Origin of the sequence: Paenibacillus jamilae (genome assembly GCF_050482105.1) — a bacterium.
Lineage (GTDB): Bacteria > Bacillota > Bacilli > Paenibacillales > Paenibacillaceae > Paenibacillus > Paenibacillus jamilae_B.
Window position 1 is genome coordinate 306469 of the sequence record NZ_JBCNHI010000003.1, and the last position, 25623, is coordinate 332091.

Annotated in this window: 24 protein-coding genes; 12 read left to right on the top strand and 12 right to left on the bottom strand. The window is 45.5% G+C overall.

Annotated features, from left to right (window positions below; all coding sequences use genetic code 11):
- Positions 1–62: 62 nt before the first annotated feature.
- The gene (locus ABEW32_RS02665) at positions 63–1025 is read right to left on the bottom strand and encodes a radical SAM protein (protein ID WP_430184450.1); all 963 of its coding nucleotides are present in this window, start codon (positions 1023–1025) and stop codon (positions 63–65) included.
- Positions 1026–1320: 295 nt separating this feature from the next.
- Positions 1321–1833: a hypothetical protein gene (locus tag ABEW32_RS02670; protein WP_430184452.1), complete on the bottom strand. Its 513-nt coding sequence runs from the start codon at positions 1831–1833 to the stop codon at positions 1321–1323.
- Between the two features lie 76 nt (positions 1834–1909).
- Here ABEW32_RS02670 and ABEW32_RS02675 point away from each other — a divergent pair, with 76 nt between their 5' ends.
- From ABEW32_RS02675 to ABEW32_RS02690, 4 genes are all read left to right on the top strand, one after another.
- Positions 1910–2362: a phosphoinositide-specific phospholipase C-related protein gene (locus ABEW32_RS02675; protein ID WP_430184454.1), complete on the top strand. Its 453-nt coding sequence runs from the start codon at positions 1910–1912 to the stop codon at positions 2360–2362.
- 115 nt (positions 2363–2477) lie between these two features.
- Positions 2478–2954, top strand: coding sequence for a DsrE/DsrF/DrsH-like family protein (locus ABEW32_RS02680; protein ID WP_430184456.1), 477 nt, complete (start codon positions 2478–2480; stop codon positions 2952–2954).
- A gap of 135 nt (positions 2955–3089) precedes the next feature.
- Complete coding sequence (locus ABEW32_RS02685) at positions 3090–4598, top strand: aminotransferase class V-fold PLP-dependent enzyme (protein WP_430184458.1); 1509 nt, start codon at positions 3090–3092, stop codon at positions 4596–4598.
- An 80-nt stretch (positions 4599–4678) separates the two neighbouring features.
- On the top strand, positions 4679–5194 hold the full coding sequence (locus ABEW32_RS02690; protein ID WP_430184682.1) for a DUF1036 domain-containing protein: 516 nt from the start codon (positions 4679–4681) through the stop codon (positions 5192–5194).
- Positions 5195–5312: 118 nt separating this feature from the next.
- On the opposite strand, the gene ABEW32_RS02695 is transcribed toward ABEW32_RS02690, so the two are convergent.
- Positions 5313–6365 carry an LLM class flavin-dependent oxidoreductase gene (locus tag ABEW32_RS02695; RefSeq protein ID WP_430184460.1) on the bottom strand — a complete coding sequence of 351 codons (1053 nt, stop codon included), beginning with the start codon at positions 6363–6365 and terminating at the stop codon, positions 5313–5315.
- Positions 6366–6615: 250 nt separating this feature from the next.
- Between ABEW32_RS02695 and ABEW32_RS02700 the strand changes: the two genes are divergently transcribed.
- Positions 6616–7371: an AIM24 family protein gene (locus ABEW32_RS02700; protein ID WP_430184462.1), complete on the top strand. Its 756-nt coding sequence runs from the start codon at positions 6616–6618 to the stop codon at positions 7369–7371.
- 118 nt (positions 7372–7489) lie between these two features.
- Here the strand turns inward: ABEW32_RS02700 and ABEW32_RS02705 are convergent, their stop codons facing one another.
- Both ABEW32_RS02705 and ABEW32_RS02710 read right to left on the bottom strand, forming a co-directional pair.
- Positions 7490–7831 carry a zinc ribbon domain-containing protein YjdM gene (locus ABEW32_RS02705; protein ID WP_430184464.1) on the bottom strand — a complete coding sequence of 114 codons (342 nt, stop codon included), beginning with the start codon at positions 7829–7831 and terminating at the stop codon, positions 7490–7492.
- Between the two features lie 149 nt (positions 7832–7980).
- The gene (locus ABEW32_RS02710; RefSeq protein ID WP_430184466.1) at positions 7981–8850 is read right to left on the bottom strand and encodes an SDR family oxidoreductase; all 870 of its coding nucleotides are present in this window, start codon (positions 8848–8850) and stop codon (positions 7981–7983) included.
- 146 nt (positions 8851–8996) lie between these two features.
- On the opposite strand from ABEW32_RS02710, the gene ABEW32_RS02715 reads away from it, so the two are divergent.
- Positions 8997–9887 (top strand): diacylglycerol/lipid kinase family protein, encoded by an 891-nt coding sequence (locus ABEW32_RS02715; protein WP_430184468.1) that lies wholly within the window; start codon positions 8997–8999, stop codon positions 9885–9887.
- A gap of 13 nt (positions 9888–9900) precedes the next feature.
- Here ABEW32_RS02715 and ABEW32_RS02720 read toward each other — a convergent pair whose 3' ends face one another.
- On the bottom strand, positions 9901–10443 hold the full coding sequence (locus tag ABEW32_RS02720; protein ID WP_430184470.1) for a hypothetical protein: 543 nt from the start codon (positions 10441–10443) through the stop codon (positions 9901–9903).
- 97 nt (positions 10444–10540) lie between these two features.
- Here ABEW32_RS02720 and ABEW32_RS02725 point away from each other — a divergent pair, with 97 nt between their 5' ends.
- Together ABEW32_RS02725 and ABEW32_RS02730 are read left to right on the top strand one after the other, a co-directional pair.
- Positions 10541–11455 carry a phosphatidate cytidylyltransferase gene (locus ABEW32_RS02725; RefSeq protein ID WP_430184472.1) on the top strand — a complete coding sequence of 305 codons (915 nt, stop codon included), beginning with the start codon at positions 10541–10543 and terminating at the stop codon, positions 11453–11455.
- 116 nt (positions 11456–11571) lie between these two features.
- Complete coding sequence (locus tag ABEW32_RS02730; protein ID WP_013373818.1) at positions 11572–11913, top strand: DUF3243 domain-containing protein; 342 nt, start codon at positions 11572–11574, stop codon at positions 11911–11913.
- 82 nt (positions 11914–11995) lie between these two features.
- On the opposite strand, the gene pdxR is transcribed toward ABEW32_RS02730, so the two are convergent.
- A complete protein-coding gene (gene pdxR, locus ABEW32_RS02735) occupies positions 11996–13369 on the bottom strand; it encodes a MocR-like pyridoxine biosynthesis transcription factor PdxR (RefSeq protein WP_430184474.1) in 1374 nt (457 codons plus the stop codon).
- Positions 13370–13478: 109 nt separating this feature from the next.
- Here pdxR and ABEW32_RS02740 point away from each other — a divergent pair, with 109 nt between their 5' ends.
- Entirely contained in the window at positions 13479–14378 is a 900-nt protein-coding gene (locus ABEW32_RS02740; RefSeq protein WP_430184476.1) for a DMT family transporter, read from the top strand.
- Between the two features lie 89 nt (positions 14379–14467).
- Here the strand turns inward: ABEW32_RS02740 and ABEW32_RS02745 are convergent, their stop codons facing one another.
- Both ABEW32_RS02745 and ABEW32_RS02750 read right to left on the bottom strand, forming a co-directional pair.
- Positions 14468–16465, bottom strand: a complete 1998-nt coding sequence (locus tag ABEW32_RS02745) for a fructose-specific PTS transporter subunit EIIC (RefSeq protein WP_430184684.1) — start codon at positions 16463–16465, stop codon at positions 14468–14470.
- Positions 16466–16640: 175 nt separating this feature from the next.
- Positions 16641–18593 carry a BglG family transcription antiterminator gene (locus ABEW32_RS02750; protein WP_430184478.1) on the bottom strand — a complete coding sequence of 651 codons (1953 nt, stop codon included), beginning with the start codon at positions 18591–18593 and terminating at the stop codon, positions 16641–16643.
- A gap of 161 nt (positions 18594–18754) precedes the next feature.
- Here ABEW32_RS02750 and ABEW32_RS02755 point away from each other — a divergent pair, with 161 nt between their 5' ends.
- Positions 18755–19639, top strand: a complete 885-nt coding sequence (locus ABEW32_RS02755; protein WP_430184480.1) for a GNAT family N-acetyltransferase — start codon at positions 18755–18757, stop codon at positions 19637–19639.
- Here the strand turns inward: ABEW32_RS02755 and ABEW32_RS02760 are convergent.
- Positions 19611–20177 carry a GNAT family N-acetyltransferase gene (locus ABEW32_RS02760; RefSeq protein WP_430184686.1) on the bottom strand — a complete coding sequence of 189 codons (567 nt, stop codon included), beginning with the start codon at positions 20175–20177 and terminating at the stop codon, positions 19611–19613. The two genes, ABEW32_RS02755 and ABEW32_RS02760, sit on opposite strands and share 29 nt — an antisense overlap.
- Before the next feature lie 244 nt (positions 20178–20421).
- Between ABEW32_RS02760 and ABEW32_RS02765 the strand changes: the two genes are divergently transcribed.
- Both ABEW32_RS02765 and ABEW32_RS02770 read left to right on the top strand, forming a co-directional pair.
- Positions 20422–21540 (top strand): RDD family protein, encoded by a 1119-nt coding sequence (locus ABEW32_RS02765; protein WP_430184482.1) that lies wholly within the window; start codon positions 20422–20424, stop codon positions 21538–21540.
- 269 nt (positions 21541–21809) lie between these two features.
- A complete protein-coding gene (locus ABEW32_RS02770; RefSeq protein WP_430184484.1) occupies positions 21810–22805 on the top strand; it encodes a CdaR family transcriptional regulator in 996 nt (331 codons plus the stop codon).
- A 163-nt stretch (positions 22806–22968) separates the two neighbouring features.
- Here ABEW32_RS02770 and ABEW32_RS02775 read toward each other — a convergent pair whose 3' ends face one another.
- Both ABEW32_RS02775 and ABEW32_RS02780 read right to left on the bottom strand, forming a co-directional pair.
- Complete coding sequence (locus tag ABEW32_RS02775) at positions 22969–24114, bottom strand: glycerate kinase (protein WP_430184486.1); 1146 nt, start codon at positions 24112–24114, stop codon at positions 22969–22971.
- 21 nt (positions 24115–24135) lie between these two features.
- Positions 24136–25431 (bottom strand): GntP family permease, encoded by a 1296-nt coding sequence (locus ABEW32_RS02780; RefSeq protein ID WP_430184488.1) that lies wholly within the window; start codon positions 25429–25431, stop codon positions 24136–24138.
- Positions 25432–25623 lie beyond the last annotated feature (192 nt).

The window sequence follows — 25623 nt, forward strand, 5'->3', positions numbered from 1 at the left end:
CATCCACCACCCTACATGTTTAGGGTAGTAGATGTTTATCGCCTCATCATCTCAAACCATGCCTACATGCTTCCTTCAGGGAAGAGCGCATCATATGCAGGACAAGGCAATTTGTCGAGAAACTCCTGAAGCTGCTTCGGCTTATTTTTGTAAATATCCTTTAGGGACGTTCCATTATAAATATTACCGATGACCACAGGATGACAAAGTTCACAGATCAGGATATCCCCGTTCCCGTGAAGATGGAGCTGCTTCTTACCGTCAACACAGTTGGAAAAATACACTCCTGGCTGCTCCTTGAAGCCCAGTGCCTCAGCAAAACGGTCCATACAGGTGAAATACAGCACGGTATCGTCCTTTTTATGTGCAATCAGGTCATGAACGGAACGGATCAGTGCTTCCTTGGTGGAAATGGCGTTCCAATTTGTATGATCCATCACGATACTGTTTTGAATTTCGTGGATGCGCACACCGAGTTCGTATACTTTTTCACTGATCGCTGGCATGTTGTTCTGCGTCTCTTCAAATAGCAACGTCTCCAGCACCGTTTCCAGCTTGGCTTCAGTACATAACCGAATATTTTGAACGATTTTCTCATACATACGAGGGTGAACATGATAATAGGCTGCATATTTATCGGCATCCGTGAAGTTAAAGGAGATATGAATATTGGAAAGCCCTGCGTCACGCAGCTTCTCAATTCGTTCAGGGCTGAGCAAACTCGCATTGGTATTAAGCTGGGTAGCGATCCCCTTGCTTGAACAGTGAGCCACGATGTCCAGACAATCGTCATACTTTAAGGTAACTTCGCCTCCGGACAGTCGCACACGTTTTAACGTTGGAATGTCATCAATAATACTCTTGACCTCTTTACTGCTAATGCATTGTCCGTCATTCCGCTGATATGCACAGCAGTAATCACACTTGAAGTTGCAATTAGAGGTGACTCCGACCTCCAGCCCCTCTAGCTCATATAGGCCCGGCTTCTCCAGCTCAAGTGCTTTATATTTATTCTCTATACTCACTTTCTTATTGTCCTCCCGATCTCAGGCTTGTGTCTTGAATTCCCTTGAAATTATACAGAACAGGAGCGGTTTATAGATATGACATTGGTAACGGCGGAAGTTTTAGAGCAGAAAATGACTATCTAAACCATCATAATAAAGGTCATCCTTCACATTTATGTGCAAAGGACGACCTTTATTAGATAAACGGAATATTTTATAATTCCAGATAATTTGATATAAATTTTCGAAGTTCAAGATCATATAATTTATGTAAGTTAATATTGTGTCTTTGATCCTAGGCTTCTTAAACTAATTAATAAACATTCACAGTCATTGATCCTTTTACATTCCCTTTTACCCGCACTCGATAATCTTTACCGTCCATATGCTCCCAATGTAGATAAGATGTACTACCCACATCAGCTGTTTTAGTCATACTATTGCTTCCATACCATCCTCCAGCCCAAGAGTCATAATACCCCATTCCTAAATCATAAGTTGAATTACTACCAGTATTCCTAGAGCTTGTTGAAATAACCTGAATACTCTCGCCGTTGCTCAATGGAATATTACGTGGAATTTGATAATGAGTAGTTACTTCATAATTTGCGGACCATTTGAACCCTGTACTTGAAGGTTGCACAGACTGTAAAGTTTTTTCATCATGGAGTGGAGCATTATAAAAAGTGGAGTAGCCATTTTCAGGCCCGTATTGCTGATCTAGTTGCTTTTCATAGTCCGACTCAGCAAAGGCTGCTGACGGAATGAGCACACTCCCTAAAAGAGTTGCTACCAGTACCTTTTTCAAAGCTTTATTCACTAACATAATATCCTCCTTTAAATTGTTTCTTTGATCACATATATTACAATGTCATAGAATATACCAAAAAGGAAGGTGCAATATGGTAAAAAAAGTTATATTCTATCTTGTTGCTGCTATACTACCTGTAGGATTACTCTCTGCATGTGGTCACCCCCAGTCTGTTGATAATCAAGTACCTGCTACTGCCAAGCAAATAAAAAATGAGGACCCCAAAAATGTGGAGATTTCCCAACCTGTTAAAGATTATTTGGAAGCCATAAAAAAGAAAGATAGCAACAAAGCCCTTAGTCTACTCTCTAACAAATCGTCAATTCCTCTAGAAGAATTCCGACAATCTGTTGAAGCAAGTTCAGTATCTTCTTTCACCATGGTTGACAGTAAAAAAATGTCTAATGACACCTATAAAGTCCTTACTCATGTAATACAAAAAGGTGAAGAATACGATATGGTTTTTCTATCCAAAAATAAAGATGGCCAGTGGCTAGTAGAACTAAATACAGATAAATCAAAAGATAATTTAACTTTTGATTAGGTATTACTTCTAGCACACACTCCCCTCCACAATTGTGATCAATATGTGAACTGGGCATAGTTCTCTTTTCCAAATCCATACTGATTATATCTGTTGGTAATGGAGGCGGAAGATCGTGGATAAAAGGATGAATCTGCTTATGTTCAGCGGCGATTATGATAAGGCCATGGCTGGGTTGATTTTAGCTAATACAGCTCGAGAACTGGATGTCGAGGTTACGATGTTTTTTGCATTCTGGGGATTATCACTGGTTCGTGATCCCGACAAAATGACGCTGGAGGACAAGACCATTTACGAGAAACTTATGGATCTGATGACTCCCAAAGGACCTGAAGCCTTACCGCTATCCCATATGAATTTTAGCGGTCTGGGCAAGCTGATGCTGACGGAAATGCTGGAAGACCATGAGGCGCCGAAGCTGATCCATTTCCTGAAAGGAGCCAGGAAGAAAAACGTCAAATTTTATGCCTGCAAGCTATCGGTGGATATTATGGGTTTCAAACCGGAGGAATTCATACCTGAACTGGAAATCATTGAGGCCAAGACGTACCTGAAGGATGCACTCGAATCGGATATGCAGCTTTTTATCTAATATATGCCCATGCCTTATCCTGCTGTTGGATGAGGCTTTTTGTTTTGACTAAATGATGACATTCGCCTATTTTTTTTAACCTATTCCGGCCTACCTACGTACCCTAAGAAGACAGAACGACTTGGGAGGCGCCGTATGCTTATGGCTCGAATTGGAAGTAACAATTGTAGGTATCAGCCTTCTAACGAGGCTTATTTCCAAAAATATCGTGAAAATACAATCGGTTATCACCAGACCTTTGAATCTCCATATGGGCTTAAAAAGCTGATTTATGCGGATTGGGCAGCCAGCGGCCGTCTGTATGGACCCATCGAGTCAAAAATCGCCAATGAATTAGGTCCTTTTGTGGCGAATACACATACGGAGTCTAATTTGACAGGTACTCTGATGACCCAAGCCTATGAAAAAGCGAAACAACTCATTAAAAACCACGTTCATGCCAACGAACATGATATCATTCTATTCGCCGGGTCCGGGATGACAGGTGCGGTGAATAAGCTTCAGCGGCTATTAGGATTGAAAATACATGAAAAATTAAAGCCCCTCTACCCCATCGCTGAAAAAGACCGCCCCCTTATTTTTGTCACTCACATGGAGCACCATTCCAATCATATTTCCTGGGCAGAAACCATTGGAGACGTGGTATGTCTTCCTCCGGGCCCCGCAGGAATGGTCGATCCAGCTCATCTTGAACAACTACTGTATCAATTTCGGCATCGCTCGATCAAGATCGGTGCTTTTACCGCTTGCTCCAATGTTACAGGGTTCGAAGTGCCGATTCACCAGCTATCCCGAAAAATGCATGAGCATGGCGGCGTATGTTTCATTGATTTTTCGGCAAGCGCACCTTATGCGGAGATCAACATGCACCCTACAGATCCCCTCGAGAAGCTGGACGGGATTGTATTTTCTCCTCATAAATTCCTCGGTGGTCCCGGTACAAGCGGCGTTCTCATTATGGATTCACGGCTGTGCCTCAACTATGCTCCCGATCAGCCTGGAGGCGGCACGGTAAGCTGGACCAATCCCTGGGGCGGATACGAGTATAAAAATAGTATTGAGGCCCGTGAGGATGGAGGGACCCCTCCTTTTTTACAGACTGTTCGAGCTGCGCTCTGTATTCAGCTGAAGGAACAAATGGGATACAACCGCATGTTGGAGCGTAAAAAGGAGCTGACCTCATTATTGCTAAAAAGCTTGGGTACCATACCAGGCCTGCATATTTTGGGGGGAAGCAGCCCAGATCGACTGGGAATCGTCTCTTTTATTGTCGGTCATATCCACTATAACCTGATTGTAAAACTACTAAATGATCGATTTGGCATTCAGGTCCGGGGCGGCTGTTCATGTGCAGGCCCCTATGGACATTATTTGCTGGGCATCGATCAGCAAGCATCTAAGCAAATGACAGACCTTATTCATGCGGGAGACCTATCGCGAAAACCAGGCTGGGTGCGTCTATCGCTCCATCCCATGATGACGAATCAGGAAGTCTCCTATATGGCCTCTGCCATACGAGCTATCGTAGAGAACATCATGGCCTGGCAAAAAGATTATACCTATCAACCAGAGTCCAACGAATGGCAATCTATGAATGAACATAACAAAATAGATATCAGCAAATGGTTCAACTTTAGCAATTAAAAGCTCCTGTCCGTTTCCTTCTTTCAAAACTCTCATAAGATACACTGTAAGATTAATATATGAGGAAAGAAGTGATGACAATGGGTCTCAGTTTTCGCAATAGTACCAATGCGGCTATCTATATTGCTTACGCTTATCCGAACTTCAGCTGTAGTCCTGTCAACTATGCCAAGATTGGCTGGTATCGTGTAGATCCTGGGCAGACCAGAGAGGTTTGGAGTGGATATGCCGGTGGCAATACGTTCTATTACTATGCCGAAAGCAGCTTTGGACGCACATGGTCAGGTTCCTATTTTACCCAGCTTCCTAGCCAAGCCTTCCATTGGTGTTGGAACGTAGGATGTACAACCTGTAGAAACTTAGGTATGCGGCGGATTCCTGTCAGTTCAATCTACGAAAGTTACACCATCAACCTGATTACCAGCGCTAGTCAAAGCGCGCCTCAAACTGGGAATACCCGCTTAGCCCTACCTACCAAACAAAGCACAAAAGAATCCTTAATCGTAAGAATACCTAGAACGGCTAAAAAATTAAAACAGGGAAAACCTTTATCATCCAATCGTGTTGCCGTACCCACAAAGCTGAGAAAGAATTGAGGTAGAATTCCTATAAGCAATATTGCAGGAGATTGAAGACAGTACTATGTTTGAGTAAAAGGAGCGACCGTATGCTATGGTCTGCTCCTTTTACGCTTACCTTTTGAAGTAGAACTATTTATTTGCTTTCGGATTCCCACTTGGATATCTCTTCACGCACCCGTGGCGCTACCTCTGTTCCCAATAACTCAATAGCTCTCATGACATCATCATGCGGCATCGTGCCGACGGGCACGTGCAACAGAAAACGTGTAATGCCTACCTGTTTACGGAGATGAATAATTTTCTTGGCAACTGTATCAGGATCGCCTACATATAATGCTCCTTCGATGCTGCGCGCAGCATCGAAGCTGGAACGAGTGTAAGGCCCCCAACCGCGTTCACGCCCAAGCACGTTCATGCTCTGCTGAGTGGAAGGGAAAAACTTTTCTGCTGCAAGCTCGGTGGTTTCTGCGATAAAACCATGTGAGTGGGACGCAACTGGCAGCAGCGATGCATCATGACCTGCGTGCTTAGCTGCCTTTTTGTACAGCTCGACCAATGGTGCAAACTGCATAGGGCTGCCTCCAATAATGGCTAGCACCAACGGTAATCCAAGCAAGCCTGCACGAACCACAGATTCCTGATTACCTCCACTTCCAATCCATACAGGCAAGGGATTTTGCACTGGGCGCGGATACACGCCTAAATTGTTAATCGCTGGCCGATGTCCGCCTTTCCAGGTGACCTTCTCAGATTCCCGTATTTTCAATAACAGCTCCAGCTTTTCATCAAACAACTCATCGTAGTTATCCAGGTCATATCCAAACAACGGAAACGATTCGATAAAAGAACCTCGGCCTGCCATAATTTCAGCTCGTCCATTCGAAATACCATCCAGCGTAGCAAAGTCCTGAAACACACGCACCGGATCATCCGATGAAAGCACCGTAACCGCACTGGTTAGGCGAATCCGTTGGGTCTGCGCTGCTGCAGCAGCCAGTATAACAGCCGGAGCAGATGCAGCATAATCTTTACGATGATGCTCCCCCACGCCGTACACATCCAGTCCTACCTGATCAGCAAGTACAATTTCCTCGACCACCTCACGTATCCGTTGCGCGTGACTGATGACCTCACCGGTTTGGGGATCCGGTGTTGTTTCTACAAATGTACTGATCCCTATCTCCACTTGTCCTACCCCCTATCGTATGTTTCGATCTCACTCGGCTGCTTTCAGAATAAACCATTTTAAAAACCGATATCTTTATATTGAACTTTTTTTACGTCTTTTTCAAGCTCTCCTTTTCTGAGTCTGAAAATCAGGCGAGAGAATTGCCGAAATCCGCGCAGGAAAAGCAGTATCTTTGTCGAATTATGGTATGGAATCAATAAAATTTCCATCCTCACACCATGAGAACAACAAGGAGGTACATACATTTATGGCTTTTGTTATTAATAATTTAAAGGATAACAGCAATGTTGCCATCACTGACCAATTAGGTGGATTCACGGTACTGGAATACATAACAGATTTGAGCTGCACCTCCGTTGCGGAGGCGAAAAACAATTACTATATGAGCAAAAGTAACATGCGCCGCAAGCAGCTCATGATTGAAATCAACAACAGTGAGATTATGATGAAGGCAGGAGCCATGCAATATACCGTAGGCAGCATGGAAATGACTACAGGTGTAAAAGGTGTCGGAGGCTTAATGCGGAACCTGGTGTCCGGCGCTGTGACAGGGACAGGTGCCATTAAGCCGCACTATAGAGGCACAGGTACCATTATGCTGGAGCCTACCTACCAATATATTTGGCTTATTGATGTCGATCATGATGACATTGCCATCGAAGACGGATTGTTTTTAGCTTGCGATACCACGCTGGACATATCCGTCGTTGCCCGCAGTACTCTTTCTTCTGCTGCACTGGGCGGAGAAGGGTTATTTAATTTAAGTGCCCGTGGAAAAGGAGTGCTGGCACTTCAAGCGCCGATTCCTTCAGAAGAAGCAGTCGTTATCGAATTGCAAAATGATGTGCTCAAGGTGGATGGCAACTTTGCCCTTATGTGGTCCAACACCCTCCAGTTCACCGTCGAAAAATCGGGAAAAACCAAAATGGGCTCGGTCGCTTCCGGCGAAGGGCTGGTCAATGTATACAGGGGAACAGGAACCGTATGGCTAGCACCCTTATGACATTTATGTGGGCATGAGCATTGGAAGCCTAATGATGCCAAATGCTAATAAAAAAGGAGAAGCCGAGGCTTCTCCTTTTCCTATCGTCATGGAACTGTACAGTTTCACTGCTATAACTTTAATTCTTTTTGACAAACTCCGATTTTAGCTTCATTGCTCCAAAACCATCGATTTTGCAGTCAATATCGTGATCGCCTTCTACCAAACGGATATTTTTTACTTTGGTGCCGATTTTCAAGACGGAAGAGCTTCCCTTCACTTTAAGGTCTTTAATGACTGTTACAGAGTCACCGTCCTTCAGAATGTTACCATTCGCATCTTTGACGACTTTTATATCTTCGCTGCTTTCAGATTCTGACTCGGCAGACCATTCATGAGCGCACTCCGGGCAAATGAACAGACTGCGGTCCTCATAAGTGTACTCTGAATTACACTCAGGACAGTTTGGCAAATTAGACATGGTATTATGTACTCCATTCGTTTGTATTTCTATTCCAAGTTTACCTTGGAGTTCCCTACAAGTATATTGGATAATCAGCAATGATTCCACTTATGAATATAACTAAACGGATGCTAGCCTTTCTAGGCAGCATCCGTTGTACAATACATTTATGATGCTTGAATTTGCTTGACCAGTTCACTAATCCCTTGGTTTAGCGGTGTAAGGGGACGCTTCAACAGCATCTCTAAATCGTTGCTTGCGATATCCAAGGCTCCTTCGCGAATCGCCTGTTGAATGCCTACCACAATAGGGATGGCACCTTCCGGTACTCCCGCACCGAGCATAATCTCGGCATACGCTGCATCGTCCACTTGCTGTACAGGAACGTCTTTACCCAGGACCTCAGCAAGTATGGCTGCCAACTCTTCTTGGGTAATCGGCTTACCGGAGAGCTCGTATATTGTATTCTCATGCCCTTCGCCAGACAGCACGGCCGCAGCCGCTTGCGCATAATCGGCGCGGGCAGCCCAACCTACCTTACCGGACCCTGCCGACGTTAGCCATGGAGCTCCCGCGAGTACGGATTGGATCGTGCCTGCTTCATTCTCAAGGTACCAATTATTACGCAAGAAGGAATAAGGAATACCCGACTCACGTATGAACTCCTCCGTAATACGATGTACAGGCGCAAGAAATAGAGTGCTGTCAGCGGCATTGGCAGCACTGGTATACGCGATGAAGCCTACTCCCGCACGCACAGCAGCATCAACAGCCGCTTTATGCTGACGAATTCTGGTATCATTATCCCCGTCTGCGGATATAATCAACAGTCGGTCTACACCAGCAAATGCCTGGTCCAGCGTTTCTGGCTTGTCAAAATCGCCATGACGAACGTCAACGCCACGATTACGTAACCCCTCTGCTTTTTCCGGATTTCTTACGCTAACAATAAGATCTTGTGCCGGGACGGATGCAAGCAACGTATCTACGACAATGGAACCCAGTTGCCCCGTTGCTCCTGTTACTGCGATTTTCATACGAAATCCTCCATTCATATTTTTATTTACTTTTATATAGTAACTAAAAATATAACACATGTCTAATTTAGAGTCTAAAGGTATGCTTTTCGGGTAAAGGTTGATAGCCTCACCATCAGACTTTTTCCAAAGAGAGGAGTATGTGTATGAAGAAAGCTATGGTTATTGTCAACCCATCTTCCGGCAAAGAGGAATCCCTGCAACATGTCAGAAACGTAGAAGGAATTCTACGTGAGCAAGGATACGCCGTTACAGTCGAAGAGACGGCTCAAGAACTTGATGCCACCCGTTTTTGCGCCGCGGCATGTCAGGATACTTATGATCTAGTCGTTTCCCTCGGTGGAGATGGCACGCTTCACGAAATCATTAATGGTTTCATGGATCAACCCCATCGTCCACAGCTGGGGGTCATCCCTCTTGGAACGGTCAATGATTTTGCCCGTGCCTTACAAATTCCGCTAAGTCCCGAATTGGCGATCCGTGCACTCACCTCAGCTCGCGTGAAAGCCGTAGATATGGGTCTCCTAAATGGCCGAATGTTTGCCAATGTTGTTGCCACTGGCTCACTTGCCGAATCGCTATCCGCTGTGTCGTCAGACGATAAATCTATGTTTGGCACATTGGCCTACGTTAAAGAAGGTATGAAAGAACTGATCAACCATCCTGTCCATCCGCTTACCATTCGCTACGATGACAAGACTTGGGAAGGCGAATCTCCACTCTTTCTTGCCGCATTAACCAACTCCGTTGGCGGATTCGAGAAACTGGCGCCTGGGGCTGCTGTTGATGATGGCCTGCTTCACTGCTTTATTTTCAAAAACCTCAATATATTGAACACGGTAACCGCCAGCATATCCTTATTTTGGGGCAACCTGAAGAATCATAAAGATGTCGTTTACTTTACCGCAAAGCATGTAAGTGTCAGCTCCGCAGCATCGGTCAGTACGAATGTAGATGGGGAGAGAGGGCCGACTTTGCCTATCGAACTTGGTATTTTACCGCGTTATATCGAGGTAATTATACCCGAAGAGGACTAATTAGGGCTGATCCTCAAGCTTGAGGATCATACTCGCTCAGTTTTCCTTCGTAGATCAAATGGAATCGGTCACTTTGCCGAAAATCGTCTGGTGTAATAAGGGCGGGCAACTTGTTCCATATTTTTATGCCGGATCGCTGCAATATTTCCGCGACGAATTGCGAACAAAAATAAGAATTACTGAACTCGACTGGTTCTTTGAGGGCAACGCCAATCAACCCCAGTAAGTTATACATATATTTTTGTCGACTTCGGATAAAAACGTGTAGAACTCTCTTCATTTTTTCGACTTCGCGATTGGTTACTTGAAGCTCGTAGATAACACATGTTGTATTCGGAAATCTGCTGTATGTACCTGTCTTAATATCCTCTTTCACGAAACCACCATCCAGAGGGTTACTGGGGGTCTTTCTCCCGAAGCTGTATAACTCCGAAAGTTCTCGGTTGAAGGAAATGGAGGCGTGATTGTAGGGCGCTCTTGTATAGCTTTTAATGACTCTCGTAAGAAACGTTCCCGTATTCGTAAGCAAGATAAAAACCGATTGATCAGCTACCATTTACGAAATTTCCCCTTATCAAGTTTGAATTATTCCTTCATAATAACATAGGACCCCCTTCATGGAATCCTATTTTGCTATAAGTTGGTGAGTCGCAATGGACAGTTCATTATTAACGTTAACCCTCATTTGTATAGCCTTATTAATCATCCATCTGATTTATATAGTGGTAGTCAAAACACAGCCAAACAAAGACTATGCAGCTATTGGACTTCGCATTAAGACCTGGTGGGGCATGTTCTTTATCTTTTGCCTGGCAACACTTTTCAATCCGATCGTTTCACTGCTTTCCTTGATGGTACTTACTTTCTTTGCGTTAAAAGAATACTTCTCCATGATTAGATCCAGAAAAGCTGACCGCAGATTGTTTTTATGGGCATACTTGGCGATTCCTGTACAGTTTTATTGGATTTATATCGGGTGGTATGGAATGTTTATTGTCTTTATCCCTATCTATGTATTCTTGCTGCTGCCACTCCCTCGATTGATCAATAAAGGAACCGTTGGTTTCTTGCGCAGTGTCAGCTCGACTCAATGGGGACTCATGCTGATGGTTTTTGGACTGAGTCACCTGGCTTATTTTCAGTTTGCTACCCCGCAATACGGAGCGAAACTTGTACTTTTTCTAGTGGTACTGACACAGCTCAATGATGTCGCACACTATCTGGCATCGCTCTATTTCGGCAAGCGGAAAATCGTCCCGACATCCAATCCCAACATCACTTGGGAAGGCTTTGCATTCGCTTTTCCCATAACCATAGCGGCCTCCTATCTAATCTATCCGTACCTGACGCCGTTTGATTTGAAATTTGGGGTTATTTTCGGTATGTTGATTAGCTTGAGCGGTTTCTTCGGGAGCTTAACGGTTTCCGTGCTGAAGCGAGATTTATTAATCGGTGATGATGATAAGTTCGATGCTTTGAAAAAAAGCTACTTAAGCCGGGTGGATAGCTTGACCTACACCTCCCCCGTCTTTTTTCACGTAATTCGTTATTTTTTCGACTTTATGTAGCAATTGTTTCTGCTGCACTCCGCTTCTCACCGTTTTCATTTTAGTGAGCCGGGGTAAGTACTACTGTACCGCAAGCAGTCCTTATCCTAGAAAGCAATCTTGAGGAGGCGTTAGAAATGGCAGAGCACAATCATGTTGTGAATAAGGAAGGCGAAGTGGCACTGAACAAAGTAGATGACGCGTTAAATCGGATAGACGACAGCAAAAAGGATGACATTTTGGGCAGCTTTGATTCGTTCAAAAGTTATTTGAGCGACAAAATTGAAATGGCTCAAAAAATCGGCTTGAATGAAGAAGTGATGGCAAAAGCAGCTGAGAAGATCGCAGGCTATCTGGCAGCCAAGGAAGAACCGCGCAATAGCGAAGAGAAACTTCTTCAGGAATTGTGGAAGGTAGGGGACAAAGAGCAGCAGCACGCGCTTGCTCATATGCTCGTACGCGTGGCTCAATCCTCGTAGAAATATTTAATTGATGAAAAATAATATTTCACTATAAAAGAGCAGTCTATCCTTGGATGAGGATAGACTGCTCTTGCGTTTACTATCGTTGCAGCGCGTCCCTAATTCTGCGCACCCCTTCACGTATTTCGCTTTCATGTAGATGCCCATAGCCCATAAGCAGCCGGTTCCCTTCAAGCTGTACCGCAAACACATTTTGGCTACGGAGACATTTTGGCAAATCCTTTCGGAACGGGAACTGAAACTCTGCTACCAAATGTAGACCAGCCGCTCGGCCGCACACTCGGTAATGTCCTGCAAAGTGCTGCTCAAGGCTATCGAGCAGCACTTGACGACGCTTGGCATATACTTTCTTCATCTTATGTACATGTTTATGAAGGAGTCGCTTCCTTATATACCGACTCAACACAATTTGCTCCAGACTCGCCGTCTGGTAATCTGCCAGTTGCTTTAACCGGATAAAATCAGCGACTCGTGATGGTGGAAGAACAATATAGCCGATCCGCAATGCAGGGAACAGGATTTTGCTAAATGTCCCCACGTATAGCACACGTTCTGGGTCCAGACTTTGCAAGGAGTGAACGGGCGCACCATCATACCGGAATTCACTGTCATAATCATCCTCGAGCAGCAGGCACCCTGTGCGGGCTGCATACTGAATAAGCTCGATCCTCCTCTGAATTGGCAGGATGCCGCCCAAAGGGAACTGGTGCGAAGGTGTCAGATATGCCAGTTTGGGGCATCCTTTTTGCGGCAGATTGGCTGTTATCATTCCCGAATCATCCACAGGCATGCTCCGTAGAGTCGCCCCTGTAGCCGATAGAATGCTTCTTAAATCTTCGTTCGTCGGTTCCTCAACTAGGACTTCATCCCCCACGGACAGCATCAGACGGGTGACAAGCTGAATCGCTTGCACTGCTCCGCTAGTGATTACAATATGTTCTGGCTTTGCTTTCACTCCTCTGGTACGAACCAAATAGTCAGCCAGCTCCCTTCGTAGCTCCAGTTCTCCAGCAGGATCTCCATAACCCAATGCTAGATCGGGAGCCTCTTTGCATACACTCTGAAACAAGTCAGCCCATGATTTGCGCGGGAACAATCCCAGCGCGGGAAGGCCTGTCCGGAAGGAAATGACTGACTCCCCATTTGAACATAGGGCATTCATTGCAGGCTCAGATGCTTCAACAGGCGGTGTAGATACGTAACCCGGCAGGACAGCCCCCTCAGCTACATAGGTACCTGAACCAGGGTGAGCAATGGTCATACCTTCGGCCAGCAGCATTTCATAAGCTTCGAGAATAACATTACGGGAGACATTCAACTGTAAGGCCAGTACCCGAGTGGAAGGAAGCTTATCCCCTGCCTGCAGTTCTCCAGTTAAAATTTGGTCCCGTATGGCTTGATGCACCTGACGCAGCATCGGGACCGTCACATTTCTATCGATAGATATCCACATAGGCTGCCCCCTCAAGCGGTACTGTTAAAAGCCTGTTCAACTGGATCTACAAGTGCCCAGTTTCTATTGCTACAGTATATATCAATATCTGTACAAGAGGAGACATGAAATGAACAAACCTACCTTTTCGACTTACATGGAATTAGTGATCGCAACCTCTATTGTTGGTAGTTCTGTGGTAGTCGGTAAACTGGTCGTAATGCGGCTGCCTGTCTTTTTATCACAATCAGCCAGTCTGGCCGTTGCCCTTATGTTCTTGGTGCCCATAGTGCTCATCCAGAAAACTTCATTTAGAATCGGTAGACGAGATGCCTTAATTTTATTCATACAGGCCTTGATCGGCATGTTTCTCTTCCGGGTCCTGATGCTATACGGGCTGACCTACGCCTCTGCTTCCGAAAGTGGAATTCTAACAAGCTTGACACCAGCCATCGTTGCACTTCTTTCGTATGTACTGCTGAGAGAAAAAATTTCGCTGCGTCCCGGGCTCGGTATTGCCTGTTCGCTGCTCGGTGTTTTGGCACTGCAATTGCCTCATCTAACAGGGCTCCGGTCTAATGCTCCCAACGCAACCTCGTTTATGGGCATGTTGCTTGTTCTGGCTGCCGTGTTCGGGGAAGCTGCACTAACAGTATTACGCAAAATGCTATCCAGCCATGTCTCTTCCCTGCTTGGAACCATGTATATAACACTCTTTGCAATGCTTATGTTTATGGCATGTTCTTTCGGGGAGACCCAACAGTTCGATTTTAACCAAGTTGGTGTAGGAGAGATTGGGCTTGTCTTATATTATGGTATCTTTGTCACAGCATTAGCCTACGTTTTATGGTTCCGAGGCGTCTCAAGGGTACCGGCTAGTACAGCCGCTGTATACACGGGGTGTATTCCCGTCAGTACACTGCTGCTGTCCTATATCATCCTCCGTGAGTCCTTCTCATTTGCTCATCTGGCAGGTACAGGTTTTGTCTTTCTTGGCATTCTGCTCATGTCACACGATGAACGCCGCTGACTCTCGCATCGCTGTTTTTTAAAGAAAAGAGGCTCCCTACTGTAACTTCGGGAACCTCTTTTCTTGGATACGATTTCTTAGCACACGGATTAATGCACCTGATTCAGCAATTGATATGCATCTTCCTTGGTCGTAACCGCTAGAAGCGCTTCTCTAAAATGATCGTCCATCAGCTTACGAGACAGCATTTGCAGCACCTTCAGATGTGCATTGTCCTTGCTATTACGCGGAACAGCAATCATGAAGATCAGTTTCGCTTCACTTCCGTCCAGGCTTTTCCAATCCACTCCGCTCCGCTTCAACCCAAAGACCACGCTTGGCTTCAGAACAGCTTCCGATTTACCGTGAGGGATAGCGATATTCATTCCAATGCCTGTGGAGCTTTCCTTCTCTCGGTCCAGTATAGCCTGTTTAAAGCCACTCGCAGAGCTTACGGCACCAGTTCTCTCAAGTGCTCCGATCATTTCGTCAATCACAGCATCCTGTGTCGTTCCTTCCAGATCCAGATTAATTAGATCCATCGTTACGATATCCGTCAACTTCTCAATGTGAACGACCTGTGAGGATACTACTGGCTCGTTATTGGCAGCTACTGAAGCTGACGACTCGGTGGCAGTTGTAGTAATTGTAGATTGTTCCGCTACTGCGGCAGAATTTTCAGATATTGCTTCTCCGGCAACAGCCGGATTTGCAGTTGTAATATCTCTTTTCAGCAGGCTCACCAGGATAACTGACACGGCTGCGCCAACAATAACGGCGATGAAGAACATGATTACATTGTCCACTGCACCAAGCACAGCTACAATCGGCCCACCATGAGCTACCTTATCTCCTACATTCCCCAACATGGCAATGACTGATCCGACCATGGACCCAGCCATGATGCTAGGAATAACACGCAATGGATCTTGTGCAGCGAAGGGAATCGCTCCTTCAGTAATACCGAATAATCCCATCGTGAATGTCGCCTTCCCAGCCTCTCGTTCTGCGGGTGCAAATTTACGTTTGTTGATCATTGCGGCAAGTCCCATGCTAATCGGTGGAATACAAATCGCAACGGCGATCGGTCCCATAATCTCATAATTTCCTTCGCCAATCATGGCCGAGCCGAATAAAAATGCTACTTTATTGACCGGACCACCCATATCGAAGGAGATCATTGCACCTAGAATCAGTGCCAATAGAATTGAGCTTGTACCTTGCATACCTGCCAGCCAACCCGTTAAGGCCTCAAACAAATGTGCGACTGGAGAACCGATGATAAAGACAAAGATTAATCCTACAATTAAAGATGACAACACAGGGATAATAATAATAGGCATGATCGGCTGTAACGCTCGCCCAACCTTCAATTTCCGAATACCCAGTGCAACATAACCTGCCAGGAAACCAGCGATAATTCCGCCGATAAATCCGGCTCCCGCCTCACTTCCATAAAAACTGCCGTTTGCAGCAATGAATCCGCCAACCATACCAGGTGCAAGCCCCGGTCTATCCGCAATACTCATCGCAATGAATCCAGCGAGGATGGGGATCATAAAGGTAAACGAAGCTGAACCAATATTTTGAACCGTCTTCCAAAATGAACCGTCCGGTATCACCAGACCGCCTGGTGTCTTCTCACCGCCAATCGTCAATGCAATGGCAATGAGCAATCCCCCAATGACGATGAATGGCACCATATAGGATACCCCATTCATCAAGTGGCGGTAGATAGGATTTTGCTTCGGTTTGTTCTCCTGTGAGCTAGCCTCGGAAGCACGTGACTCTGCCTGGTACACAGGCACATTGCCCTTCATCACCCGCTGGATCAATTCTTCTGGACGGCGAATCCCATCCTGTACTCCGACCACCAGCAGTTTCTTGCCGACGAAGCGGTCTTTGACCACCGTCTTATCCGCTGCAATAATAATGCCATCCGCTTCACGGATCTCCTGTTCCGTGAGTTGATTTTCTACTCCAATGGAGCCTTGTGTCTCGACCTTCATCTCGATACCGAGCTTAGCTGCTGCCTTTTGCAAATTCTCAGCTGCCATATACGTATGTGCAATTCCGTTAGGACATGAGGTAATCGCCAATATCTTCATAGTCATTCCCCTTCTCTCTGGTGTTTCCGCTTACATTGATAGTATAACCGCCTTTTTTGCTGTTATCGGGTGAACTTTTTACCGGAAGTTTCGGAAAAATAGAATAATACTAATAAAAAAACAGGACTCATCTATAAGTCCTGCTCCAAAGTAATGTTTTAAATTTAGTTTACCTTTATCCCTTCAGCTTCCCTAATAGTCTCATCGCATCTGTCTCCTTGGATAAAGCATGAACTAGAGCTGGCTGCTCACTGATTAGGGATAATTCCTTAAATAACTGTCGCATTTCTTCCCGCCCATCCTGTTTTACCGCAAGCAAGAAGACAAGCTCTACCTTCTCTGTTCCCCAAGTAAGTGGCTTCTTTAAGGTAGCGACTACAATGGTGGACTGTCTTATCCACTCAGAGCCGCCATGCGGGATGGCTATGCCTCCTCCAATCGTTGTAGCCGACATTTTTTCTCGCGCCAATACGCTGTCCACATAACCTGTCTCCACATATCCTTTGTCCTCCAGTATTTGCGCCAGCTTGGAAATCAATTGTTCTGGACGCTGCACTTCTTGCTGGGGAAAGACTAAAAAAGGTGTTGTGTACTTAAAAAATATAGATTCATCTGCGACTCTAGATTCAGGCTCATCCAGCCGTCTGATCACTTGCTCCAGTTGGCGCTCGTCCTTGGCATCCAGCAATGGAGAAACGAGAATGTGTGGAACGCTAAGCTCTGGAAGGGCCACGGTTGTAATAATCAGATCCACCTCCTGGGTTGCGAGATAGTCCTGGACTTCTGCCTTCGAGAGGGTCGTCTCCACATGTACAGCCGGAAACTTACGTTCCACCTTTGTACGCAGTAGCTGGGACATACCGATGCCCATGTGACACACGATGATGGCCCTTTGAGGGTGACTCTCTTTTTGGTGAAGTCGCTCCACGGATGCCTGAAAATGTAGCGTTAAATACGCCGCTTCTTCCTCGGGGAACGATAACCGAAATAAATTCCCTACCTCTTCCAGCGTAATAATAACCCGGTCGAACATGTAAGGGTACATCTTCTTGATCTCAGTCAGCATAGGATTTGATACCGTCAGCCCATATTGAAGCCGGTTCAGGGTTGTGTATAAATGGACCTTTAACCCTTTCAACAACATCCTATCCTTGGAAAAGTCAATCATGTTCAGCTCTGACATCCGCCGGATTAACTGCTCAATCAATTTAGGCAAAAGCGGATGGCTGTCTGCCAGGTCGCTGTGCTTCCCCTTGCTATCCTCCTGCTGGTAACGAAACTTTCCACCCAGCAAATGCAGGGTTAGATAGGCCGTTTCTTCCTTGGAAAACGGTACGGAAAACAGCTTTTGCAGCTGCTGTAAAAACGAAGTCGCCCATGTAAATTCAACCTTCTCCTGCAAAAAGGAAATGTCTTGCTCGGAGAGAGAGATGGGCTGTCCCAGTTTGGTACGTTTGACCATTAGGAGAATATGGAGCATTAGACCCTCAAAAGCTTCATCCGTAAAGCTGAGTTCATGATTTTTTTGAAATACTTTTAGTTCATGATGGATGGTTGCAATTTCATGTGGCTCAAACTGCCTACGCATCATCTGTCCCGTTAACTCAGGACTATCAATCAGCTGGTTCATCCGCGCCAAGGCGATTCGTTTGTTTTTCTCTGTGCCCTGAATGGTCAAGCCAATGCGCTGCTTGGTGATCAAGGCAAGATCAAAGCTGTGCAGCCAGTCATCAATCTTCTCCATATCTCTACGGATCACCGTTTTGTTCACATAATACTGAGAGGCCAGATCTTGTATCGTTACAGGCTTGGCATCCATCAAGAGCCGATAGGCGAGATGCAGCACCCTCTCCTCATCCGATTCATGCTGGGTTGTACTATCGCCTGCATACAGCCGGTGAAATAAATCAGCCTGCTCCGCTTCACTGATCTCCAAATAAATGCCGCGCCCCGGTCTTCTCACCAGATTAGCATCAGAGTGTTTAACTAAATATTCTTCAATTACTTTTAGATCGTTACGAATCGTCTTTTCTGAGCAATCCGTTTGATCGGCCAGATCCTGCACTAACCACAGTCGGTTCGATTCAGTTAACAACTTGCGAAAAATTTCTACTTGCCTTTGGTTCATTCCAATCTCCTATCTTCCAAAATAAAGAATGTTCAGGCATATCGGGTTATATTTTGTTAGCTACCAATTAGCTTATCGATATACTAATTGTAACCCTACAGCAACATACGGAGTGTATAATAAGACAATCCCAATATACTGGATTTTCAGGAGGAAGAACAGTGATCACCTATTTGAGATGCAATGAAGTCAGCATGGAGCACATTTTCCAGGCATTTTCGCTCGGATTCTCAGACTATTCCATTCGCCTGACCATGGAACAGGACGATTTCGCGACACGTTTTTTCGGTCCAGAGGGTAATTCACGGAACCACTCTTTCCTTGCCATGGATGAAAATCAGCCAATCGGCTTAATTCTCGGCGGTATCCGGCAGTTTGACGGGGATAAAACCATGCGTTGTGGCACGCTATGCATCGGTCCAGCTTACCGTGGCCAGGGTATTAGCAACAGGTTGCTCGAATTGCATAAACAAACGGCCATCTCCGAGAACTGTCAGCAGCTATGGCTCGAAGTCATTACGGATAATGATCGGGCTGTCCAGTTCTATAAAAAGCACGGCTATGAGGTACGCTATACGCTAAAATACTACAACGGTACTGTCCCATCAATCTCTCCCGCTCCCTCATCACCGTACATGTTTAAGAAACTAACATTTGATGATATTGCAGCTTTTCGTAAAATCCTCACCGACTGTCACATCCATTGGCAAAGTGACCCACCTTATTACGCCAACAGCACACAAGAAGTTTTTCTCGGCATCTACGCAGTGAACCAAACCAGACTTGGCATGATTGCTATGAGTGCTCAAGGTAAAATCAACTTTCTTTGGGTCGATCCCAAACATCGAAACCAAGGCCTTGGACGTACCCTACTTCATCAAGCGGCAGAAACCCAAAAGGTCGAGAAGGTGTATATCTGCCTGTCTGACAACAATTCTCTTGAAGGCTTTATCCAAAAAGCAGGCTTCTCGAAGGATGCTATTGAGCAATATGAAATGTGTATGCCGCTTGTTCCAACTATATCTTCCATTTCTGATAACGTTTGATATATTCTGATTTAACGATTGCGCACATGCAAAGATCATCATATTTCCCGGCCGTAAATTCATACTGGGACAGGATTCCTTCCTGCCGAAAGCCTGCTTTTTCAAGCAAATGCAAGGATTGTGTATTCTCCGGCTCTACTAGTGCCTGAATGCGGTTCAAGAGGAGGGTATTAAACCCATAGTCGATTACAGCTGCAAGTACCTCTGACATTAACCCTTGGCCCCAATAAGCTCTGGACAATTCATAACCCATTTCTGCTCGGTGATGACGTTGATCCCAGTTATGAAATCCGCAAGAACCGATGATTTTACCTTCCTTCGTTTGAAGAGCCCAGCGGATTCCCTGATCTGTCTCAAAAATCCGATCATACCAACGGATCTCATCCAGTGCCTCCTGTTCAGACTCAAATGGGCTCAGCCCGTAAAACTTCATCACCTGCTCATCTGAAAAGTATTCCAACATGTCCTTGCTGTCCGTCACTACCATTTTTCGTAATACAAGACGTTCGGTTGTTATAACCGGAAACTCCTGTTTCATATTCTCGCCGCCTCTCCGTTGTTCACTTTCGCAAGCTTTTCCTTGCATACCTACGCCGCTAAGTTCATATTCGATGATCATTACTTGCTTCTTCCAATTATAAAGCAAATGAAAGAATGCCTATAAAGGAATATTTGTGTTTAGTTCCTTGTTTATAAAATATTTTCCTAAGCATGGATGATAAAATAACCGTTATATAAGGAGTGTGTTTTAAATTATGGATTATTAAAATGAGGTGTATGATTTGGAAGACCAGCACTTACCACAGATTTCACAGGCAACAGCAAGAGAGAGGTACATTCGGCATGGGCAAAATTATGGAGAGACAAACAGAATGGCCGAAATATCCAAAACCTACGGTTCGTCTATTTTGTTTAGACGTTGGGGAGCAACCCTTTTTGATTTTATATTTTTTATAATCGGGTATATTTGTTTCTTTATCTCAGTCATTCAGATAACAGACAGATGGTTGTTGCCCTTAGCGATTGCTTCCCGTTGCATTCTGATTATAGCTTTCTTCTGCTATTATTTGCTCTTGGAAGGTTACACAGGCTATACGCTTGGCAAATTCGTTTTTCGTATTAAGGTGGTTAACGGAGAAGGAAGACCTCCTGGTTTTCTTAAATCACTCATTCGTACGCTGCTCAGGTTAATAGACACCAATCCATTGCTCATGGGTTCACTGCCTGCTGGTATCAGCGTGTTAGTAACTTCATCAAGACAACGAATTGGTGATTTAGCTGCAGGTACATATGTTGTAAAGGTACGGGATTTAGAGCCGATTAGCAAAAGGGCGATGAGACGGTCGCTCTTCATATTTTTTACCGCAATGGTGATCTTGGGAGCCTCGTTTGTAAATGCTATTTTTGTACTGGCAAACAGTTACGAGTCCAATAAAGCTCCGGTAAGCAAGCAGGAGCAGAGTTTTGTAAGTAGAGATGGACATGTTCAGCTCTCAGCTCCGTTAGATTGGTCAACAGACCCGGACCGGGAAGGAAAAGCAGATATTGCGATATTCAATCCGTACATTCAAAAGTCTGTTATCGTACTGTCCAGTTCGAAAAAGAAATTAGGTGATGTAACGCTCCAGTACTACACAAAGAAAATTCAAAACAACATGACCAAAGAGTTTAACCTCTCTACGGTAGGGCCCTCATCCAACACCACGATTCAAGGATATCCGGCCCTTGAATTCACAATTAAAGGACAGAAGGATGTAAACCATTATGTCACCCGCGTAGCTATTATTGAGACTGAAAATAATTTCTATCAGATCATCGGGTATACGCCTGCATCAAAATATAGCCGTTTGAAGAAAGAACTTCATGATATTACCTATAGCTTCCGTGAGGTTCGCCCTTAGACAGCGTGACGGTTGATGAAAGAATGAGACACAAAAGACAGGTGCTCCTGGATTGGAGCCCTGTTTTTTGCATACAACTATTCTTCACAACTATGATAAAATAGGCTGACATGCTCGGCGCTCTGCTTTATCATGTTGTTCAGATGCACAACAATTTGAAAACCCTTTCAAGCATGAGATGCAGTAATACACCTTACATCACTAGATAAAGGAGGAATCCTGATCTGTTTCCGCTCTCCGAAAGACAAGCCCAAGACATCGTAGACAAAATGATGAAGGATATTCCATACAACATCAATATTATGAATGAACGAGGCATCATCATTGGCAGCGGCGAGAGTGAACGAATCGGAACCATTCACCAAGGGGCTGTTCAGGCGCTCGAAACTGGGAAAATGATTGAAGTGTGGCAGGACGGACATTACGAGAAAAAAGGAACCAATGAACCGATTGTGATCCATCATGAGCTAGTCGGTGTCATAGGTATTTCAGGCAATCCTGACGAAGTTCGTCCTTTTTGCAATATTGTTAAAACTACGGTATCTCTCCTGATTGAACAACGCATTTCCTTGGAACATTTGGCCGACGAGGCTAACCGCAAAAAATCTGTATTGGAGATGCTGCTAAACCATCAGGGAGCCTACACTCAAAAAATAAAAAAAGAAGCTGCTCAATATCACATTGATTTGCTTCTCAAAACTTCGGCCGTATATGTAAAGCATCTTCCTTCCGATTCTACCCATTTAGCGGATTTATCCAATATATTCATGCAGCATCCATCCTTTCGCATGGAAGAAGACAGCTATCTCATCCTGATGCAAAATCAGGAGCCGACCGCCAAGCTGCTGGAGCCACTTGTACGCAGCCATCCCGATGTGCTGATTACCGTTAGCAGACAAGAACACAGTATTGCGGATATTTATATGCAAGCCAAGTCCGCTATGAATGTTGTACTAGCACTGCGCCCACCTGTGCAGATTGTTTCTTTTGCAGAAGTCGAATTTTTGGTCAAATTAAGCCAAACCAACCTGACTAACACAATCCATCTGGTCAGCAAGCTGGAAGATACCGTGGATTTGCTGGATACGCTGCGGAGCTTTATTAACCATAATGGCAGTGTCTCCTTTACTGCAGATGAATTAAACATTCACCGGAATACACTGCAATACCGCCTGAAGCGCATCCATACCTTAACTGACAAAGATCCTCGGAATCTCCTTCAGCTTTTTGAGCTTACACACGGCCTACTGGCGCTGTATCAATAAACTGCTGTGTCACGCCAAAGCACACTGTAATAGTTTTCGCTCGCCGTCACTCCCAAATTTTTCAGCCAATCTCCATCAGCTAAAGAAAACCGGGATTACAGGCGAGCGCTCGATTATACCTTATTTGTATGATACCGTTTTATGCTTCTCGCTTATCATCTGTTTATTTCTCACTGAATTGAAGCACTCTCGCGATATTCTCGCATGTGCGCTCTACGTTTTGCGGCCCTTCAGCCAGCAGCTTACCCAGCTCCGAGGCTCCCGGCACGATGCCAAACACCGCATCTATTCCTTCCTTGTATAGCGTGTCGATCCCTTCCCCGATATAACCTGCAACCGCAATGACCTTTTTGCCCGATTGTTTGGCTGCCTGAGCTACTCCATACGGAGTTTTACCGAATTTGGTCTGAAAATCAATGCCGCCTTCGCCCGTCAATACGATATCGGCCGTGGCAAGCTTCTGCTTTAAGCCAGTGTATTCAATCACAATTTCAATGCCTTTTTGCAGCGCGGCCTGAGTAAAAATCAATAAACCCGCACCCAATCCGCCAGCTGCACCTGCTCCCGGCAGATCACGCACATCCTTGCCCATCTGCTGCTTTACCACATCCGCATAATGGGCAAGATTGGCATCCAATTGCTGCACCATTTCCGGAGTTGCGCCTTTTTGCGGGCCGAATACATGGGACGCCCCATGCTCCCCGCACAGCGGGTTCGTCACATCACAGGCCACAATCAATTGTACCTGCTGCAAGCGGTCATCCAGTGATGAAATATCAATACTGGCCAGCTCGCCCAGACTGCCGCCGCCGCGTGGAAGAGTATTGCCTGCTGCATCCAGAAATCTAGCGCCCAACGCTTCCGCCATACCTGTACCACCATCGTTGGTTGCGCTTCCGCCGATGCCGATGATAATTTTCCGAATTCCCTGGTTCAGACACTCACGGATTAACTCACCCGTACCATAGGTTGTTGTCTTTAACGGGTTTTTGTTGTCCTTATTAACCAGATGGATTCCACTGGCAGATGCCATTTCAATTGCCGCAGTGGTGCCGTCTCCCAGCAAGCCGTATGCCGCTTTTACAGGTTCTCCAAGCGGTCCTGTCACCTCCATGTAACGAAGCTGCCCGCCTGTCGCATCCACCAGTGACTGCACTGTTCCTTCACCACCGTCTGCCATCGGAACATGGACATAATGGGCTGTCGGATAGACCTTGCGTAATCCTTTCTCCATTGCGATGCACACTTCCTTTGCCGTCATGCTTTCTTTAAAAGAATCCGGTGCCAGTACAAATGTTTTCTCTCTCATTTTGTCACCCCATCGTGAATATTAAAGTATGAATCCATACAATATGGTTGCTACAATCGCCATAGTTCCGCCCACGATAGCCTCATAAGGGATTAATCCCATCCGTTGTTTAATGCTCATTTTCATGCTGTCTGCCGTAACGTGGAAATAGTTGCCCTGTGGTAAGGAGTCAATGACGGTAGCTCCTGTATGCACCATTACAGCGGCGGCTAACGGAGCTGTCCCCATGTTGAGAATGGCTTCCCCAAACGACCCAGTCGCCAAAATAACGCCCGTCGAGGTCGATGCTGTGGCAGCTGCCATCAGAATTCCTGCAAGCGGTGCCAAAAATGTGCCAGAAGCACCCGAAGCCTCAATCAAGCCAACCACCTGAGCAGATAAATTAGACGCAGAGATCAGACCCGCAATTCCGCCTGCACCGATCAAGATGAGCACGGTTGCCGTCATTTTATTCAAACCCGAAGCCGAATACTTCAGGATATTGCGCCCTTGTCCCATGGCCAGCATACCCACAATCCCGGCGATCGGCAAAATGTACATCGCGTCGACTTTGAAATTCGACAGTGCTTCAATACCAGAGATGGAACCAATCGGGTTAATCATTAACAAGATAACAGCTACTACCGGAGCTACAATTGCCCGTCCCAATGCCGGGTACTTCGATGTATCGACATCACTGTCCATCGTCTCTTGGTCGGATACCTTCACACCTTTGTTTTTTAACATAGACGCCACTAGAACCGTCATGATTAATCCGCATATCGCAGGTACCACACCCGCCAACATAACGTGGCTTAAATCCAGATTAAACCCACGCGCCGCCGCAATCGTATTGGGATTCGGAGAGATAATGTTCCCCGCCTTTCCGCCTCCAGACAAGGCCAACAGAAGAGCCAGCTTGGAAATTCCCATTTTGTTCCCAACAGACAAGGCAATAGGTGCCACAATTAGCACTGCAACGGGAATAAATACGCCTACCGCTGTAATAATCATCGTCGCTAACGCTAGTGCGAGAATCGCTTTACTACCGCCAAACTTCTTTACAATAGCCTGTGCAATCGTCTCCGCTGCCCCAGACTCCATCATCACGCCTGCCAATACACCTGCGGCGAGCACACGAATGACCGTCCCCATCACACTTTGTGTACCACTAATTAGCACGCTGATCGTCTGCTCCAGATTGGCTCCGCCCAATAAAGCGCCTACAATGGCTCCCAAAAATAAAGCGTAAACCGGATTCAGCTTTCTCAATATCAAAATAATTGCAATAGCTAGCCCTGCCAGAGCTCCTATCCAACTGATCGTTAACCCTTCCATCTGTCTAACCCCCCGGGCAATTTTTGATTACGCTTTCATTATATCGATTGCAGCGCGTGAATCCTATTGAAGAACAGACGAAATTGATTGTGCATTTGCACAAAAAAAGCCCGAATAGGCCTACAAAACCAATTTAATGAATACGCTTGCAAATTTAAAATTTTAGATTATAATACTTGTATACAAGTATAC